The 15,560-nt window shown below is 53.4% G+C and carries 14 protein-coding genes; 9 read left to right on the top strand and 5 right to left on the bottom strand.

The genetic code is table 11. From position 1 onward, the window contains the following. Positions 1-6 precede the first annotated feature (6 nt). Both pdxJ and acpS read left to right on the top strand, forming a co-directional pair. Positions 7-738, top strand: a complete 732-nt coding sequence (gene pdxJ / locus ACLD4F_RS08175) for a pyridoxine 5'-phosphate synthase (RefSeq protein ID WP_000818964.1) — start codon at positions 7-9, stop codon at positions 736-738. Continuing rightward, entirely contained in the window at positions 738-1,118 is a 381-nt protein-coding gene (acpS, locus tag ACLD4F_RS08170) for a holo-ACP synthase (RefSeq protein ID WP_000986043.1), read from the top strand. Before pdxJ ends, acpS begins: the two co-directional genes overlap by 1 nt. A gap of 111 nt (positions 1,119-1,229) precedes the next feature. On the opposite strand, the gene ACLD4F_RS08165 is transcribed toward acpS, so the two are convergent. After that, the gene (locus ACLD4F_RS08165) at positions 1,230-1,490 is read right to left on the bottom strand and encodes a YfhL family 4Fe-4S dicluster ferredoxin (RefSeq protein ID WP_001196290.1); all 261 of its coding nucleotides are present in this window, start codon (positions 1,488-1,490) and stop codon (positions 1,230-1,232) included. Positions 1,491-1,527: 37 nt separating this feature from the next. Beyond that, positions 1,528-2,454, bottom strand: a complete 927-nt coding sequence (locus ACLD4F_RS08160; protein WP_076934886.1) for a LysR family transcriptional regulator — start codon at positions 2,452-2,454, stop codon at positions 1,528-1,530. A gap of 116 nt (positions 2,455-2,570) precedes the next feature. On the opposite strand from ACLD4F_RS08160, the gene ACLD4F_RS08155 reads away from it, so the two are divergent. Both ACLD4F_RS08155 and ACLD4F_RS08150 read left to right on the top strand, forming a co-directional pair. After that, positions 2,571-3,767: an OFA family MFS transporter gene (locus ACLD4F_RS08155; RefSeq protein WP_183058989.1), complete on the top strand. Its 1,197-nt coding sequence runs from the start codon at positions 2,571-2,573 to the stop codon at positions 3,765-3,767. A gap of 21 nt (positions 3,768-3,788) precedes the next feature. Next, positions 3,789-4,706, top strand: a complete 918-nt coding sequence (locus ACLD4F_RS08150; protein ID WP_411010783.1) for an oxidoreductase — start codon at positions 3,789-3,791, stop codon at positions 4,704-4,706. Between the two features lie 38 nt (positions 4,707-4,744). Here the strand turns inward: ACLD4F_RS08150 and ACLD4F_RS08145 are convergent, their stop codons facing one another. Continuing rightward, positions 4,745-5,593, bottom strand: coding sequence for a MurR/RpiR family transcriptional regulator (locus ACLD4F_RS08145; RefSeq protein ID WP_000995694.1), 849 nt, complete (start codon positions 5,591-5,593; stop codon positions 4,745-4,747). A gap of 115 nt (positions 5,594-5,708) precedes the next feature. On the opposite strand from ACLD4F_RS08145, the gene murQ reads away from it, so the two are divergent. The 4 genes from murQ to tadA are packed head-to-tail and all read left to right on the top strand — an operon-like array spanning position 5,709 to position 9,189. Further along, positions 5,709-6,602 (top strand): N-acetylmuramic acid 6-phosphate etherase, encoded by an 894-nt coding sequence (gene murQ / locus ACLD4F_RS08140; protein WP_001048531.1) that lies wholly within the window; start codon positions 5,709-5,711, stop codon positions 6,600-6,602. Positions 6,603-6,612: 10 nt separating this feature from the next. Beyond that, a complete protein-coding gene (locus tag ACLD4F_RS08135; protein WP_411010782.1) occupies positions 6,613-7,974 on the top strand; it encodes a PTS transporter subunit EIIC in 1,362 nt (453 codons plus the stop codon). A 3-nt stretch (positions 7,975-7,977) separates the two neighbouring features. Continuing rightward, complete coding sequence (gene yfhb, locus ACLD4F_RS08130) at positions 7,978-8,613, top strand: phosphatidylglycerophosphatase C (protein ID WP_000253558.1); 636 nt, start codon at positions 7,978-7,980, stop codon at positions 8,611-8,613. A 24-nt stretch (positions 8,614-8,637) separates the two neighbouring features. Next, positions 8,638-9,189, top strand: a complete 552-nt coding sequence (tadA, locus tag ACLD4F_RS08125; protein WP_001134565.1) for a tRNA adenosine(34) deaminase TadA — start codon at positions 8,638-8,640, stop codon at positions 9,187-9,189. Between the two features lie 50 nt (positions 9,190-9,239). On the opposite strand, the gene mltF is transcribed toward tadA, so the two are convergent. Together mltF and ACLD4F_RS08115 are read right to left on the bottom strand one after the other, a co-directional pair. Then, positions 9,240-10,784: a membrane-bound lytic murein transglycosylase MltF gene (mltF, locus tag ACLD4F_RS08120; RefSeq protein WP_000734249.1), complete on the bottom strand. Its 1,545-nt coding sequence runs from the start codon at positions 10,782-10,784 to the stop codon at positions 9,240-9,242. Then, a complete protein-coding gene (locus tag ACLD4F_RS08115) occupies positions 10,785-11,015 on the bottom strand; it encodes a hypothetical protein (RefSeq protein WP_001667158.1) in 231 nt (76 codons plus the stop codon). It abuts the gene before it with no gap. Between the two features lie 24 nt (positions 11,016-11,039). On the opposite strand from ACLD4F_RS08115, the gene purL reads away from it, so the two are divergent. Next, positions 11,040-14,927 carry a phosphoribosylformylglycinamidine synthase gene (purL, locus tag ACLD4F_RS08110; protein WP_411010781.1) on the top strand — a complete coding sequence of 1,296 codons (3,888 nt, stop codon included), beginning with the start codon at positions 11,040-11,042 and terminating at the stop codon, positions 14,925-14,927. The last annotated feature ends 633 nt before the right edge of the window (positions 14,928-15,560 follow it).

The raw sequence follows: 15,560 nt of genomic DNA, 5'->3' as shown, positions 1-15,560 counted from the left end.
ATTGTCATGGCTGAATTACTGTTAGGCGTCAATATTGACCACATTGCCACGTTACGTAATGCGCGCGGCACCGACTATCCGGATCCGGTACAGGCGGCGTTTATTGCTGAACAGGCAGGCGCGGACGGCATTACCGTACACCTGCGCGAAGATCGTCGCCACATTACCGATCGCGATGTGCGCATTCTGCGTCAGACGCTGCATACGCGTATGAATCTGGAGATGGCGGTGACCGAAGAGATGCTGGCGATCGCCGTAGAAACCAGGCCGCATTTCTGTTGTCTGGTGCCGGAAAAACGCCAGGAAGTCACCACCGAAGGCGGCCTGGATGTGGCCGGACAGCGCGATAAAATGCGTGATGCCTGTGCGCGCCTGGCGGCGGCTGGCATCCAGGTTTCGCTCTTTATCGATGCCGATGAAGCGCAAATCAACGCGGCGGCGGAAGTCGGCGCGCCGTTTATCGAAATCCATACCGGCTGCTACGCCAACGCAGAAACCGATGCGGAACAGGCAAAAGAGCTGGCGCGTATTGCCAGCGCCGCGACCCTGGCGGCCCGTCTGGGGCTAAAAGTAAATGCGGGTCATGGCCTGACCTACCATAACGTCAAAGCTATTGCCGCACTGCCGGAAATGCACGAGCTCAATATCGGTCATGCCATTATTGGTCGGGCAGTGATGACGGGGCTGAAAGAGGCGGTGGCTGAAATGAAACGTTTGATGCTGGAAGCGCGCGGCTAATGGCGATTCTCGGCCTGGGAACGGATATTGTAGAGATTGCCCGCATTGAGGCAGTGATCTCCCGTTCCGGCGAACGTCTGGCAAGGCGTGTGCTCAGTGACAACGAGTGGGCTATCTGGGAGACGCATCAGCAGCCGGTGCGTTTTCTCGCCAAGCGTTTTGCGGTCAAAGAGGCGGCAGCGAAAGCTTTTGGCACCGGCATCCGCAACGGTCTGGCGTTTAATCAGTTCGAAGTGTTTAACGATGAGCTGGGAAAACCACGTTTGCGGCTGTGGGGCGAGGCGTTAACGCTGGCGGAAAAACTCGGTGTGGCGCACATGCATGTCACGTTGGCCGATGAACGCCATTACGCCTGCGCTACGGTCATTCTGGAAAGTTAGATTTGCCGGATGGAGGCGTAAACACGTTACCTGACCTACAGGCCGATATATTGTCGGCCTGATAAGCATAGCGCCATCAGACATTGTTGCGTTGGAAATGCGTTAACCCGCTTACAGTTTATCTGCGTGATGCATCAGAACAAACTTATCCCACAACTGTTCTTCGCTTTCGACATGGGCGGGATCCTGCAAAATCGTATTGGGGATCGGACAGACTTTCTGACAGGTCGGCGTTTCGTAATGGCCTACACACTCAGTGCATTTGTCGCTGTTAATCTCATAAATGCTGTCGCCCATTGAAATCGCCTCATTCGGGCACTCCGGCTCGCACATATCGCAATTGATACATTTTTTGGTGATTAACAGCGCCATCAGGAAATTCTCAGAAACAACACAAATCGGGCGGGCATTATACGCCTATTTTCTGCTCGGGCCAGCTCTTTTCTGGCGCTGATTTGTTATCTACAGTGTAAAAATTTTTGATCTGCTTGAGCAGGCAGATGGTTGCGTTATCCAGTGAAAGATCATTACTGTGCACCAGCATGACAGGAATAAAGAATGCGGGGATGCCCAGTGAAACCAGGCGAACATTTTTGGGTGTCGATAAATGGGTTAGCGAGCGGGTAATAAATGCGATGCCAATCTGCGCTTCGGCATACTCAAGGCATGAGTAGTGGTTATCCAGTTCGCAGATGACGTTAGGAACGACTTTGCGGTTATTAAATTCTGTGGTGATGATCCCTCTTAATAGCAGAGAGTCATTAAGCACGATAATGGGCTGGTCGTTTAAATCTTTTAGCTGCAGACGTTCGCGTGTCGCCAGAGGATGAGAAAGTGGGATTGCAGCGATAATTTCATCTTCAAACAGCATGGTCGAGCTTAGCTGGGCAGGGAGCGCTGTTCGATAAACAATGCCAATATCAACGGCGCTATCCGTCAGCTTTTTAATGGTTTGCTCAGTTGAAAACTCTTTAACATTTAAGGATATTGCCGGATGGTGTGCCATAAAGCTGCGAAAAGCGGGCAGGACCAGGTAGCTGCCTGACACCCCGATTGAAATAGTATCGCGCTGTTGATCCTGGTAGGGAAGAAGTTCATTTTCCGCATTTTTTAAATCCAGCATTATTTTGTTAGCGTGCCGTTGCAAAATAATGCCTGCTTTTGTTAATTTAATTCCTCTACCTTTTCGCTTAAATAATATTGTTTTAAGTGATGACTCAAGTTGTTTGATTTGCTGACTTAATGATGGCTGAGTGATAAACAGGCGACTGGCTGCCCGACCATAATGTAATTCATCACACAATATCAGGAAGGAATGTAGTTGTTTGATATTCATTAAAATTTAATGCCAATCGATTGGGTTTTGTTATAACGATTATAAAAAATACCAAATTGTTTGCCTATTTTGCTTTTTTTAAACTGTGATCAGTGCATTTTTAAAAAGGGAAAATTATGTCGGCATCAATCAACCGCTGGGGAATGCTTGCCGCTCACGTGTGCATCAATTTTGTGCTCGGGGGCGTCTACGCATTTAGCTATTTCAAAACACCACTCATGGCGCAATATCACTGGGATCCGGCTACGCTGGCGTTAGCATTCTCTATCAACATGGGGATCATTCCTTTACCGATGATTTGGGGCGGGAGAATGATCGACAATGGTAAAGGAAAGCAGGCGATAGTTATCGGCGGTATCCTGTTTTCTTTAGGTTTTATCTTGTCCGGGTTTGTGGATAATTTGCCCATGCTGTTTTTAACCTACGGCGTCATTGCCGGGTTGGGATCGGGCCTGGCTTTTACGGGTAATCTTAATAATATTCTGAAATTTTTCCCCGACCGTCGCGGTCTGGCCAGCGGTATCGTACTGGCGGGTGTTGGCGTCGGGACGCTACTTTGCACCCGCCTGGCCGAATATTTTATGGCGCAAACTCACGATGTTAGTCGGGCGTTGTTATATCTTGGTATTGTTTATCTGGTGGTTATTTTTATCGTCCAGTTCTTTATTCGTAGCGCGCCAGCAAAAGATAGCGGAGGAATTAAAGCGTCGCCACTGGATAAAAACTATCGGCACATGCTGAAAGATCTGCGCTTCTGGCTGCTGTTTATGATTCTGGCGCTGGGCGTGTTCTCTGGGATGGTAATTAGCTCAAGCTCTGCGCAAATTGGTATGACGCAGTACGGTTTACTGTCCGGTGCATTAGTCGTTAGCCTGGTATCGATATTTAACTCAATTGGTCGCCTGTTCTGGGGAGGGTTAACCGATAAATTAGGCGGCTATAATACTCTGGTTATCGTTTATCTTTTTACCTGCGTCTGTATGCTGCTATTGTTGTTCTTCAACGGCAATACTTCGGTATTCTATTTCAGCGCTCTGGGCGTGGGCTTTGCTTATGCCGGTATATTAGTTATCTTCCCTGGCTTGACCAGCCAGAATTTTGGTATGCGTAACCAGGGACTAAACTACGGCTTTATGTATTTTGGTTTTGCCGTCGGTGCGGTTATTGCTCCTTACGTCACATCCGCTATTGCAAAATATACCGGAAGCTACAATACAGTATTTATTTTAACCACGGTGCTATTGCTTATTGGAGTCGTGTTGACCCTGATAACGAAAAAATATGTCGCAACGGTTTTAGCCAAAATTCATTAATCAAATCATAAGGAAATAAAAATGAAAATTGCAATCGCAGGTGCAGGCGCTATGGGATGTCGTTTTGGCTATATGCTGCTGGAGGCCGGGCACGACGTGACGCTTATCGATAGCTGGCAGGAGCATGTCGACGCTATTCGTAGCAAGGGGTTGTTTGTCGAAACGGAAACGACTCAGAAGTATTACCCCATCCCTGCTATGTTGGCTGATGAATCCCAGGGGGAGTTTGAGCTGGTTATTCTGTTTACCAAAGCCATGCAGCTGGATAGCATGTTACAGCGTATTAAGCCATTACTGCCAGCCGCGAAAGTCGTGATGATTTTATCTAACGGTCTGGGAAATATCGAAACGCTGGAGAAATATGTCGATCGGCAGAAAATCTATGCGGGTGTGACGTTATGGTCCAGCGAACTGGAGGGGGCTGGGCATATTATGGCCACCGGTAACGGAACGATTGAACTGCAGCCGATTGCCAGCCAGGATTCGGCTCAAGAGGCTAAGGTCATTGCCACCCTTAATAGCGCTGGATTGAATGCTGAAATAAGCCCTGACGTATTATTATCGATCTGGAAGAAAGCAGCCTTTAATAGCGTAATGAACACCTATTGTGCGCTACTGGATTGTAATGTCGGCGGATTTGGTCAGCGGCCTGGTGCTTTAGATTTAGCGCAAGCGGTAGTTGATGAGTTTGTATTGGTTGCTGCCAGCCAGAATATTCCGTTGACTGAGCAAATGGTGATGAATACGGTGAAGAAAGTGTTCGATCCGCGTGAGAGCGGCCACCACTATCCTTCTATGCATCAGGATTTACATAAAGGCCGACTGACTGAAATCGACTATTTAAATGGTGCGATTGCGCGAATCGGCGCTCAGAACAATATTGCCGTACCGGTTAACACACTCCTGACGCAATTGATTCACGCTAAAGAAGCGCAATAAACTTGATGGCTCTTCTGCATGAGGCGGAAGAGCCATTTTCAAACCAGTTTTTTTACCAGCGCCTCGCTATGGCGAATACGCTCCGGCGCCCGCTCTAAATCCTGTTGTACCAGCGCCATAAACAGTAAGTCGGTCAACATCATTTGCGCATGTGTCGAGGAGATAGCGGCGCTGCGCGTCGCTTGCTCTTCGGCAATCGTATACAGACAGCGGGTGGCGCGCTGCTGCAAGGCGTTGGGAGAAAAACCGGTAATGGCCAGGATTTTCGCGCCTGCGCGTAATGTTTCGTCCGCCGCCAGGTTCAGCTCGCGCCGCTCCCCGGAATAAGAGATCGCCAGCAGCAGATCCTCCGGCGCCAGCGCCTGCACCGTCGCCAGCAGGGCGTGCATATCGCGCTCAACCACCGCGTTAATGCCAATCTTCAGTAGCTTCCAGGCAAAATTTTGCGCCACCAGCCCAGAGGCGCCAATCCCGGTGATCACAATACGGCGGGCGTGGCGCAGCATCGTGACGCTTTCTAACAGCTTTTCTTCACTGTTAACGTCCAACGTGGCGTGCATCGCCGCCACATTCTCTTTAATTAATTTTTCCCCGACCAGACGCATCGGATCGTCGCCGCGAATCTGGTTATGAACGGGAACGGAATGCGGATTAGGATTGCTGGCCAACGCTTCGCTGATAGCCAGTTTCAACGCCGGAAACCCTTTAAACCCCAGTTTTTGCGCGAACTTGACTACGCTGGATTGGCTGACGCCCGCTTCAGCCGCCAGTTGCTGCGAGCTCAGATGCCGCGCCGTATCCGGTTGCGCGAGCAGATAATCCGCCAGTTTCCTGTCGCTTTGCGCGAGATCCGGATAACGCTGGCGAATACGAATCAAACAGTTCATGGGCAGCTCCTGCGAAACGTGATGGCGACGACAAAACGAAATTTCACTCGCCTGGGGGAATATTCTATTCCATCATGGACGCTTATTATGAATTAAAAATTCCAGAGGGACAAAAATGAATCTTGGTACCTTAGTGTCTGAAACCCGTAACCCGCAAACGATGGATCTGGATGCGTTGCCTACTCCTGAATTAGTTAAGCGTTTTAATGAACAGGATACGCTGGTAGCGGAAGCGGTAAAAGCCACTCTGCCTGACGTTGCGCGTGCGGTGGATGCCGCTGCGGCGGCGCTGAAGTCTGGCGGACGTATCATCTATATGGGTGCGGGCACCAGTGGTCGGCTTGGCGTACTGGATGCCTCAGAATGCCCCCCGACGTTTGGCGTTCCGCACGGTCTGGTCGTCGGGCTGATTGCCGGTGGGCCGGGCGCGTTGCTGAAAGCGGTCGAAGGCGCGGAAGACAGCCAACAGGCAGGCGAAGATGATCTTGTCGCACTAAATCTGCAAGAACAGGATCTGGTCGTGGGGCTCGCGGCGTCGGGTCGTACACCCTATGTGATTGGCGGCCTGCGCTATGCGCGACAGTCCGGTTGTACCACTGTTGCCGTCTCCTGTAATCCAGATTCGCCTATTGCGCGGGAGGCTAATATCGCTATTTCGCCCGTTGTCGGGCCGGAAGCGCTTACTGGCTCCACGCGGCTGAAATCCGGCACCGCACAGAAAATGGTGCTCAATATGATTTCTACCGGCGCGATGGTGAAGTTCGGCAAGGTCTATCAAAACCTGATGGTGGATATGAAAGCCACCAACGTCAAACTGGTCGATCGCGCGTGTCGGATGGTCGTTGAAGCGACCGGGATAGGTCGTGAAGAGGCGGAAACGTTGCTGAAACAGACCGATTTTGAGGTTAAGCCCGCCATTTTGATGGCGCTTACGGGGCTGGATGCTGCAGCCGCCAGGGAAAAACTCGCTGCTCATCAGGGCTTTTTAAGGGCGGCGTTAGAACACTAAAGAGGTGTGTATGGATAAGACGGCAGCGTTCGCCAGCGACATTTTACGTGGTATCGGCGGAGAGCAAAATATTCTGCGCCTGGAAAACTGTATGACGCGAGTCAGGGTGGAGGTACAGGACGACAGCCAACTGGATATTCCGCGCTTAAAAGCGTTGCCTGGCGTCAGTGGATACGTAAAGCAAGGGGAGCAACATCAGCTGATCGTTGGGCCGGGGAAGGCTGCACAGGTGGTTGATGCGATGCGCGTGCAGATTGCCGCAGGTGGTGTAAAGCCGGACGATGCTATGGCGCGTACCAAATCCGAGGCGAAAGCGAAGTATAAAGCGCCGATGAGCGATGCGTTGCGTAAGCTGGCGAATGTTTTTATACCGCTTATCCCCGCCTTTATCGCATCCGGCTTGATTACCGGCATTATCAACATTCTTAAACGTCCGGATATCGTCGGCGATGTTGCCGTCCACTATCCTAACCTGCTGGGCCTGATGGGGATATTTGGTAGCGCGGTGTTCGCTATCATGAACATTCTGGTTGGCGTCAATACCGCGAAAGTCTTTGGCGGATCGCAGGCGTTAGGCGGCGTGATGGCGGGGATCCTTTCCAGCCCGCAACTGGCGCAGATTACGCTCTTTGGCGAGGAGCTTCAGCCGGGACGGGGCGGCGTCATCGCCGTCCTGCTGGTGGTGGCGTTAATGTGCTGGATTGAGCGCCAGTTCCGTAAGCTGCTGCCGGGGTCGCTGGAGTTAATTCTTAACCCTTTATTGACGACTGTTATCACCGGCGCGGTAGCGATTGTCGCTCTGCAACCGCTTGGCGGCTGGATTTCAGACGCTATCGCTCACGGCGCGTCCTGGGCAATCGTAAGCGGCGGTTTTCTGGTGGGCGCGGTGTTAGCCGGAACCTTCCTGCCGTTGGTACTGACCGGGCTGCATCAGGGGCTGGTGCCTATTCATGTGGAGCTGGTGCAAGCGCACGGCTATAACGCGCTGTTTCCCATCCTGGCGATGGCGGGCGTTGGTCAGATAGGCGCGGCCATTGCCGTACTGATGAAAACCCGCAATGTGCGGCTCAAAAAGGTGATTAAAGGCGCGCTTCCGGTCGGACTGCTGGGGATTGGCGAGCCGCTGATTTTTGGCGTCACGCTGCCATTGGGTAAGCCATTTATTGGCGCTTGCCTCGGCGGCGCGGTAGGCGGGGCGTTGATCAGCTACTGGAAAGTGGCGACGGTAATTACCTTTGGTATTTCCGGTTTGCCGCTGGCATTAACAATTGTTGCCGGAAAAGTCCTGTTCTATCTGTTAGGCTATTTAATAGCGGTAATTGCCGGGTTTATTTTTACCTGGCTGCTGGGGTTCAATGATCCAGAGGAGTAAGGTTTGGTCAGCCACGAGCGTCGTGTCGTCTTTTTTGATTTGGATGGAACGTTACATCAACAGGATATGTTCGGCAGTTTTCTGCGTTATTTGCTGCGCCGTCAGCCGCTAAATGCGCTGCTCGTACTGCCGTTGTTGCCCATTATCGGTATCGGTTTACTGGTAAAAGGGCGTGCGGCCCGCTGGCCGATGAGTCTGTTATTGTGGGGCTGTACTTTTGGCCATAGCGAAACGCGTTTGCAGGCGCATCAGGCGGATTTTGTCCGTTGGTTTCGCGCTAACGTCACGGCGTTTCCGGTTGTACAGGAGCGTCTGACCACCTATCTATTGAGCTCTGACGCGGATATCTGGCTTATTACCGGTTCTCCGCAATCATTGGTAGAGCAAGTCTATTTTGATACGCCGTGGCTGCCGCGCGTTAACCTCATCGCCAGCCAGATGGCGCGACGGTATGGCGGCTGGGTATTAACCGTGCGCTGTCTGGGCCATGAAAAAGTCGCGCAACTGGAACGTAAAATCGGTACGCCGCTGCGTCTTTATAGCGGCTACAGCGACAGCAAACAGGATAACCCGCTGCTTTATTTTTGCCAGCATCGCTGGCGGGTGACGCCGCACGGCGAGTTGCAGCAGCTCGAATAGTGAAACGCATAGCGTCTGTGTATAATGCCGCCCGCTTTCATTACCGGAGTTACCTCTTTGTCTGATGTCGAATTAGATCACGAATACTGGATGCGCCACGCGCTGACGCTGGCGAAACGCGCCTGGGACGAACGCGAGGTTCCGGTTGGCGCGGTATTGGTGCATAACCATCGCGTCATTGGCGAAGGCTGGAACCGACCCATTGGCCGCCACGATCCTACTGCGCATGCTGAAATAATGGCGCTGCGTCAGGGCGGTCTGGTATTGCAGAATTATCGGTTACTGGATACCACGCTGTATGTCACACTGGAACCCTGTGTGATGTGCGCAGGCGCTATGGTGCATAGCCGCATTGGACGCGTTGTCTTTGGCGCGCGCGATGCAAAAACCGGCGCGGCCGGATCGCTAATTGATGTGCTGCACCATCCGGGAATGAATCACCGGGTCGACATTATTGAAGGGGTGCTGCGCGATGAATGTGCGACGCTGCTCAGTGATTTTTTCCGTATGCGTCGTCAGGAAATTAAAGCCCTGAAGAAAGCCGACCGTGCGCAAGGCGCGGGGCCGACAGTATAGCGCAATGCCGGATAAGACGTTGCGCGTCGCCATCCGATAAGACCATCGCGCTATTTTTCTTCTTTCTTCTGCGGCGTAAACAGTAAAGACGGCGAATGCGTCAGGTAGCCTGATGACTGCGATAAAAACGACAGGAGGGGGAAGGGCGCTTTATTCAGCTCCTCCGGCGACACCGCCGGGTAATCCTGCGCCAGTTTCATGGCTTCCGCTTCCTGCTTTTCTTTTTCCTGCAAATACCCCACTAAACTTATCTGGTATTTACGGATATTTTCCACATAAGCATAAGCCTCATGTCCACGCGCGTAACCGTAGGTTAGCTTACTGTAATACGGTTTTTGGCTTAACAGAGGCAAACGCTGCTTCACATCGGTCCAGCTATCCGGATTGCCTTTGGTTTTTACCGTCAGCGATCTGGCATCGAGCATGTGCGCATAACCCATATTGTAGGCGGCTAAGGCAAACCAGATACGCTCGTCTTCCGGAACGGTTTCGGGAACTTTAGCCATCATATCTTCAAGATAGCGAGCGCCGCCGCTGATGCTTTGCTCCGCATCGGTACGGTCGGTCAGCCCCAGACTTTGGGCGGTATTTTTAGTCAGCATCATCAGGCCGCGCACGCCGGTTGGCGAGGTCGCCAGCGGATCCCAGTGCGATTCCTGATAAGAAATCGCCGCCAGCAGGCGCCAGTCTATCTCTTTGGCATATTTTTTAAATAACGGTTCCAGCTCCGGCAGGACGTTATCCACCGCTCGCAGGAAAGAGCGGGTATCAACGTAGTCGAAATCATCGCCATGCCCCAGATATTTCTCTTCGATCCGCGCCAGAGAACCGTCTTCATTGATCGAATTGAAAAAATCGAGCAGCGCGGCGGAGAGCGTATTATCGTCGTCCAGTCGGCTAAACCAGGTCACGGGCTGTTCATCCGTGACATCCAGCGCCACGGCCAGCTCGGGATGAACGCGCTGAAACAGACTGATCGCCACTGAATCGGCAATGGTGTAATCCAGTTTGCCGCTGATGACCTCTTCCAGCAGCGTCGTCGAGCCTTTTTTATCATCCACTTTCCAGCTCAGGTCGGGAAACTTTGTCTCTTTTAAACGCTGTAAATCATTGACCACGACGTGCCCTGGCGCAATGGTAAGCTGATTCTCGTTAACGGTCGCCAGCGAACGTGGGCGATATTGTCCGACCCGGTAGACGAGCTGTTGCGAAACCGAATAATACATGGGACCAGGCTGATAGTTTTTAACGCGCGCGCTGTCGTAGACCAGCCCTGCCGCGAGCAGGTCGGCATTGCCGTTATCGAGATCGTCAAACAACTGGCTGATATTCTGGCGCACCGTCACTTTCAGCTTCACGCCGAGATAGTTGGCGAACTGCTGCGCCAGTTCATAGTCCAGACCATATTTTTTACCGTTGATAACGGAATAGGTTAATGGCGAGTCGATCGTACTGACGCGCAGTACCCCCCGGGCTTGAATCGCGGCGATATGGTTTTCGGTTTTACCGAACCAGGGGATTGAGGGCCAAAGGGCTGCTGCCAGCAGCAGCGTCAATATGCCGATGAACAGATAATTAATCTTTAATTTTTTCAATTAGTTAATTCTCTGGATCGTGCGTTGCCTCGGGCTGAAAAAGATGTTTTGCTGCAATAGATAAGTCATTAATGAGCGGCATTTTGCGTAACAATGCGCCAGTTGGCAACTTATTCGCAACGATAGCCGCACCGTATGACAAGAAAAAGCGGTGATTTTATTTCTACGCAAACGGTTTCGTCGACGCGTCAGATTCTTTATAATGACGGCCGTTTCCCCCCTTGCGCACACCGAAGCTTAGAAGACGAGAGACTTATGATGGAAATTCTGCGTGGTTCGCCTGCACTGTCTGCATTCCGTATCAATAAACTGCTGGCGCGCTTTCAGGCTGCCAACCTCCAGGTCCACAATATATACGCTGAGTATGTCCATTTTGCTGACCTGAACGCCCCGTTAAATGATAGCGAGCAGGCGCAGCTTACCCGTCTGCTGCAATACGGCCCGGCGCTTAGCAGCCATACGCCGGCGGGTAAACTCCTGTTGGTCACACCGCGTCCTGGTACCATCTCCCCCTGGTCTTCAAAAGCAACGGATATCGCCCACAACTGCGGCCTGCAACAGATTGATCGTCTGGAGCGTGGCGTAGCGTACTATATCGAGGCTTCGACGTTGACGGCGGAACAGTGGCGACAAGTGGCCGCAGAGCTGCACGACCGTATGATGGAGACGGTGTTCTCTTCTTTAACCGATGCGGAAAAACTGTTTATCCACCATCAGCCTGCGCCGGTTTCCAGTGTCGATCTGCTGGGAGAAGGCCGTCAGGCGTTAATTGACGCCAACCTGCGTCTTGGTCTGGCGCTGGCGGAAGATGAAATCGACTATTTGCAGGAGGCGTTTACCAAACTGGGACGCAACCCGAACGATATCGAATTGTACATGTTCGCCCAGGCGAACTCCGAGCACTGCCGCCACAAGATTTTTAACGCCGACTGGATTATCGACGGTAAACCGCAGCCGAAGTCGCTGTTTAAAATGATTAAAAACACCTTCGAAACCACGCCGGACTATGTGCTCTCTGCCTATAAAGACAATGCCGCGGTGATGGAAGGATCTGCGGTGGGGCGCTACTTCGCCGACCACAATACTGGCCGTTACGATTTTCATCAGGAGCCCGCGCACATTCTGATGAAGGTCGAAACGCATAACCACCCAACCGCCATCTCTCCGTGGCCGGGGGCGGCGACCGGTTCCGGCGGCGAAATTCGTGATGAAGGCGCCACCGGGCGTGGCGCGAAACCAAAAGCCGGGTTGGTGGGCTTTTCTGTTTCCAACCTGCGTATTCCGGGCTTTGAACAGCCGTGGGAAGAGGATTTTGGCAAGCCGGAACGTATTGTCACCGCGCTGGATATCATGACCGAAGGCCCGCTGGGCGGCGCGGCGTTTAACAACGAATTTGGTCGCCCGGCGCTGACCGGTTACTTCCGTACTTATGAAGAGAAAGTGAACAGCCATAACGGTGAAGAGCTGCGCGGCTACCATAAGCCGATCATGCTGGCGGGCGGGATCGGTAATATCCGCGCCGATCACGTGCAGAAAGGCGAGATCGTTGTTGGCGCGAAGCTGATCGTCCTTGGCGGCCCGGCGATGAATATCGGCCTCGGCGGCGGCGCGGCATCGTCAATGGCTTCCGGCCAGTCTGATGCGGATCTCGATTTTGCCTCTGTTCAGCGCGATAACCCGGAAATGGAACGCCGCTGCCAGGAGGTGATCGACCGCTGCTGGCAGTTGGGCGACGCTAACCCAATCTTGTTTATCCATGATGTGGGCGCGGGCGGTCTCTCCAATGCGATGCCGGAGCTGGTGAGCGACGGCGGGCGCGGCGGGAAATTCGAACTGCGCGACATTCTTAGCGACGAGCCGGGCATGAGCCCGCTGGAAATCTGGTGTAACGAATCCCAGGAGCGCTACGTACTGGCGGTCGCGGCTGACCAGTTGCCGCTGTTCGATGAACTGTGTAAGCGCGAACGCGCGCCGTATGCGGTCATTGGCGACGCTACCGAAGAACAGCATCTCTCGTTGCATGATAACCATTTCGACAATCAGCCGATCGACCTGCCGCTGGATGTCCTGCTGGGCAAAACGCCGAAAATGACCCGCGATGTGCAAACATTGAAGGCGAAAGGCGATGCGCTGAACCGCGCGGATATCACGATTGCCGACGCGGTAAATCGTGTTCTGCATCTGCCGACCGTGGCGGAAAAAACCTTCCTTGTCACTATTGGCGACCGTACCGTCACCGGTATGGTGGCGCGTGACCAGATGGTTGGCCCGTGGCAGGTTCCGGTGGCTGACTGCGCGGTCACTACCGCCAGCCTCGACAGCTACTACGGCGAAGCGATGTCGATTGGCGAGCGCGCGCCGGTGGCGCTGCTGGACTTTGCCGCTTCCGCCCGTCTGGCCGTCGGTGAAGCGTTGACTAACATTGCCGCGACGCAGATTGGCGATATCAAGCGCATTAAGCTTTCCGCTAACTGGATGGCGGCAGCCGGTCATCCTGGCGAAGATGCCGGTTTGTATGACGCGGTTAAAGCGGTGGGAGAGGAACTCTGTCCGCAGCTTGGCCTGACGATTCCGGTGGGCAAAGATTCGATGTCGATGAAAACCCGCTGGCAGGAAGGTAACGAACAGCGCGAAATGACCTCGCCGCTGTCGCTGGTGATTTCCGCGTTTGCCCGCGTGGAGGACGTGCGTCACACCCTTACGCCGCAGCTGTCAACGGAAGATAACGCCTTGCTGCTGATCGATCTTGGCAAGGGCCACAACGCGCTGGGCGCAACGGCGCTGGCGCAGGTCTATCGTCAGCTTGGCGACAAACCCGCGGACGTGCGTGACGTCGCGCAACTGAAAGGCTTCTATGACGCCATGCAGGCGCTGGTCGCTGCGCGTAAATTACTGGCCTGGCACGACCGTTCCGACGGCGGTCTGCTGGTGACGCTGGCCGAGATGGCCTTTGCCGGCCACTGCGGCGTGCAGGTCGATATCGCCGCGCTGGGCGATGACCATCTGGCCGCACTGTTCAACGAGGAGCTGGGCGGCGTGATTCAGGTACGCGCTGAAGACAGAGACGCGGTCGAAGCGCTGTTGGCGCAGTACGGCCTTGCTGACTGCGTCCACTACCTTGGTCAGGCTCTGGCTGGCGATCGCTTTGTGATTACCGCTAATGACCAGACGGTATTCAGCGAAAGCCGCACTACGCTGCGTGTCTGGTGGGCGGAAACCACCTGGCAGATGCAGCGTCTGCGCGACAATCCGCAATGTGCCGACCAGGAACACGAGGCGAAAGCGAATGATGCCGATCCGGGCCTCAACGTGAAGCTGTCGTTTGATATTAATGAAGATATCGCCGCGCCGTACATTGCGACAGGCGCACGACCGAAAGTCGCTGTACTGCGCGAGCAGGGGGTGAACTCTCACGTGGAGATGGCGGCGGCGTTCCATCGTGCGGGCTTTGACGCGATTGACGTCCATATGAGCGACCTGCTGGGCGGTCGTATCGGTCTGGGCAACTTCCATGCGCTGGTGGCTTGCGGCGGCTTTTCCTACGGCGACGTGCTGGGGGCGGGTGAAGGCTGGGCGAAATCCATTCTGTTTAACCCTCGGGTGCGCGACGAATTCGAAACCTTCTTCCATCGTCCGCAGACGCTGGCGCTGGGCGTGTGCAACGGTTGCCAGATGATGTCGAATCTGCGCGAGCTGATCCCGGGCAGCGAACTGTGGCCGCGTTTTGTACGTAACCATTCTGACCGCTTCGAAGCCCGCTTCAGCCTGGTGGAAGTGACGCAAAGCCCATCGCTGCTGCTGCAAGGAATGGTAGGATCACAGATGCCGATTGCGGTTTCCCATGGGGAAGGGCGCGTTGAGGTGCGTGACGATGCGCATCTTGCCTCGCTTGAGAGCAAAGGCCTGGTCGCCCTGCGCTATGTCGATAACTTTGGTAAGGTGACCGAAACCTATCCGGCTAACCCGAACGGTTCGCCGAACGGCATCACGGCGGTGACGACCGAAAACGGTCGGGTGACGATTATGATGCCGCATCCGGAACGCGTATTCCGCACCGTCGCCAACTCCTGGCACCCGGAAAACTGGGGCGAGGATAGCCCGTGGATGCGTATCTTCCGTAATGCGCGTAAGCAGCTTGGTTAATTAGCCCGATAGCCATTAAGCCCCTCTTCACGAGGGGCTTTTTTGTAGACGGCGCTTATCAGGCCCACGGGGAAGCGCGGTTGTAGCTACCGTCTTGAACGTCAAGCGGTAGGCCGGATAAGGCGTTTACGCCGCCATCCGGCAATAAACTAGTGCTTATGCCGCAAGATTAAAGTGTCGGGAAATCCCGACATGAGTGGAGGTAGGTTGTCGCCAAAAAGAGACATTTAACCATTTGATTTAAAATGATTTTGTTTTTAGGTGTTGCAGGTGTTGCTGATTGGCGACAGAAAGGGTAAAAAACAGGCAGAGCCATTTTGAGCATGAATAACGATATTTTTCATATCTATCATTATGTTAGCAAAGTCTTTTGAATGTTGGCACAATTACTGCATAATGGTAACCAGTGGCTCATTCACCTTCTTATGTCAGCCCCTTAGGGACGCGCTACATAAACTTCGAATGACGCACAACAAGGTGCCTGCCGTCCAACTTCTGATAATAGCGTAGCTTTATCAACCTCCGGGCGAAACGTCGAGTTAGGCACCGCCTTATTCCATAACAAAGCCGGGTTTAGCCCGGCTTTGTTGTATCTGGCGCTTCCCTCGGTTAGCATCTTTTTTATTCTTCTTT

Source organism: Salmonella sp. 741265050_HSA (assembly GCF_046569445.1).
In the GTDB taxonomy this organism is placed as follows: Bacteria; Pseudomonadota; Gammaproteobacteria; order Enterobacterales; family Enterobacteriaceae; genus Salmonella; species Salmonella enterica.
Note: the sequence above shows the minus strand (reverse complement) of the source record. Positions and strands in the feature narration are given on the sequence as shown.

Bases quoted from the DNA above. Each gene is read 5' to 3' on its own strand.
- purL (WP_411010781.1), top strand. From the start codon at position 11,040: ATGATGGAAATTCTGCGTGGTTCGCCTGCACTGTCTGCATTCCGTATC.
- ACLD4F_RS08165 (WP_001196290.1), bottom strand. From the start codon at position 1,490: ATGGCGCTGTTAATCACCAAAAAATGTATCAATTGCGATATGTGCGAG.
- acpS (WP_000986043.1), top strand. From the start codon at position 738: ATGGCGATTCTCGGCCTGGGAACGGATATTGTAGAGATTGCCCGCATT.
- murQ (WP_001048531.1), top strand. From the start codon at position 5,709: ATGAATCTTGGTACCTTAGTGTCTGAAACCCGTAACCCGCAAACGATG.
- ACLD4F_RS08155 (WP_183058989.1), top strand. From the start codon at position 2,571: ATGTCGGCATCAATCAACCGCTGGGGAATGCTTGCCGCTCACGTGTGC.
- ACLD4F_RS08145 (WP_000995694.1), bottom strand. From the start codon at position 5,593: ATGAACTGTTTGATTCGTATTCGCCAGCGTTATCCGGATCTCGCGCAA.
- ACLD4F_RS08150 (WP_411010783.1), top strand. From the start codon at position 3,789: ATGAAAATTGCAATCGCAGGTGCAGGCGCTATGGGATGTCGTTTTGGC.
- tadA (WP_001134565.1), top strand. From the start codon at position 8,638: ATGCCGCCCGCTTTCATTACCGGAGTTACCTCTTTGTCTGATGTCGAA.
- ACLD4F_RS08160 (WP_076934886.1), bottom strand. From the start codon at position 2,454: ATGAATATCAAACAACTACATTCCTTCCTGATATTGTGTGATGAATTA.
- ACLD4F_RS08135 (WP_411010782.1), top strand. From the start codon at position 6,613: ATGGATAAGACGGCAGCGTTCGCCAGCGACATTTTACGTGGTATCGGC.
- pdxJ (WP_000818964.1), top strand. From the start codon at position 7: ATGGCTGAATTACTGTTAGGCGTCAATATTGACCACATTGCCACGTTA.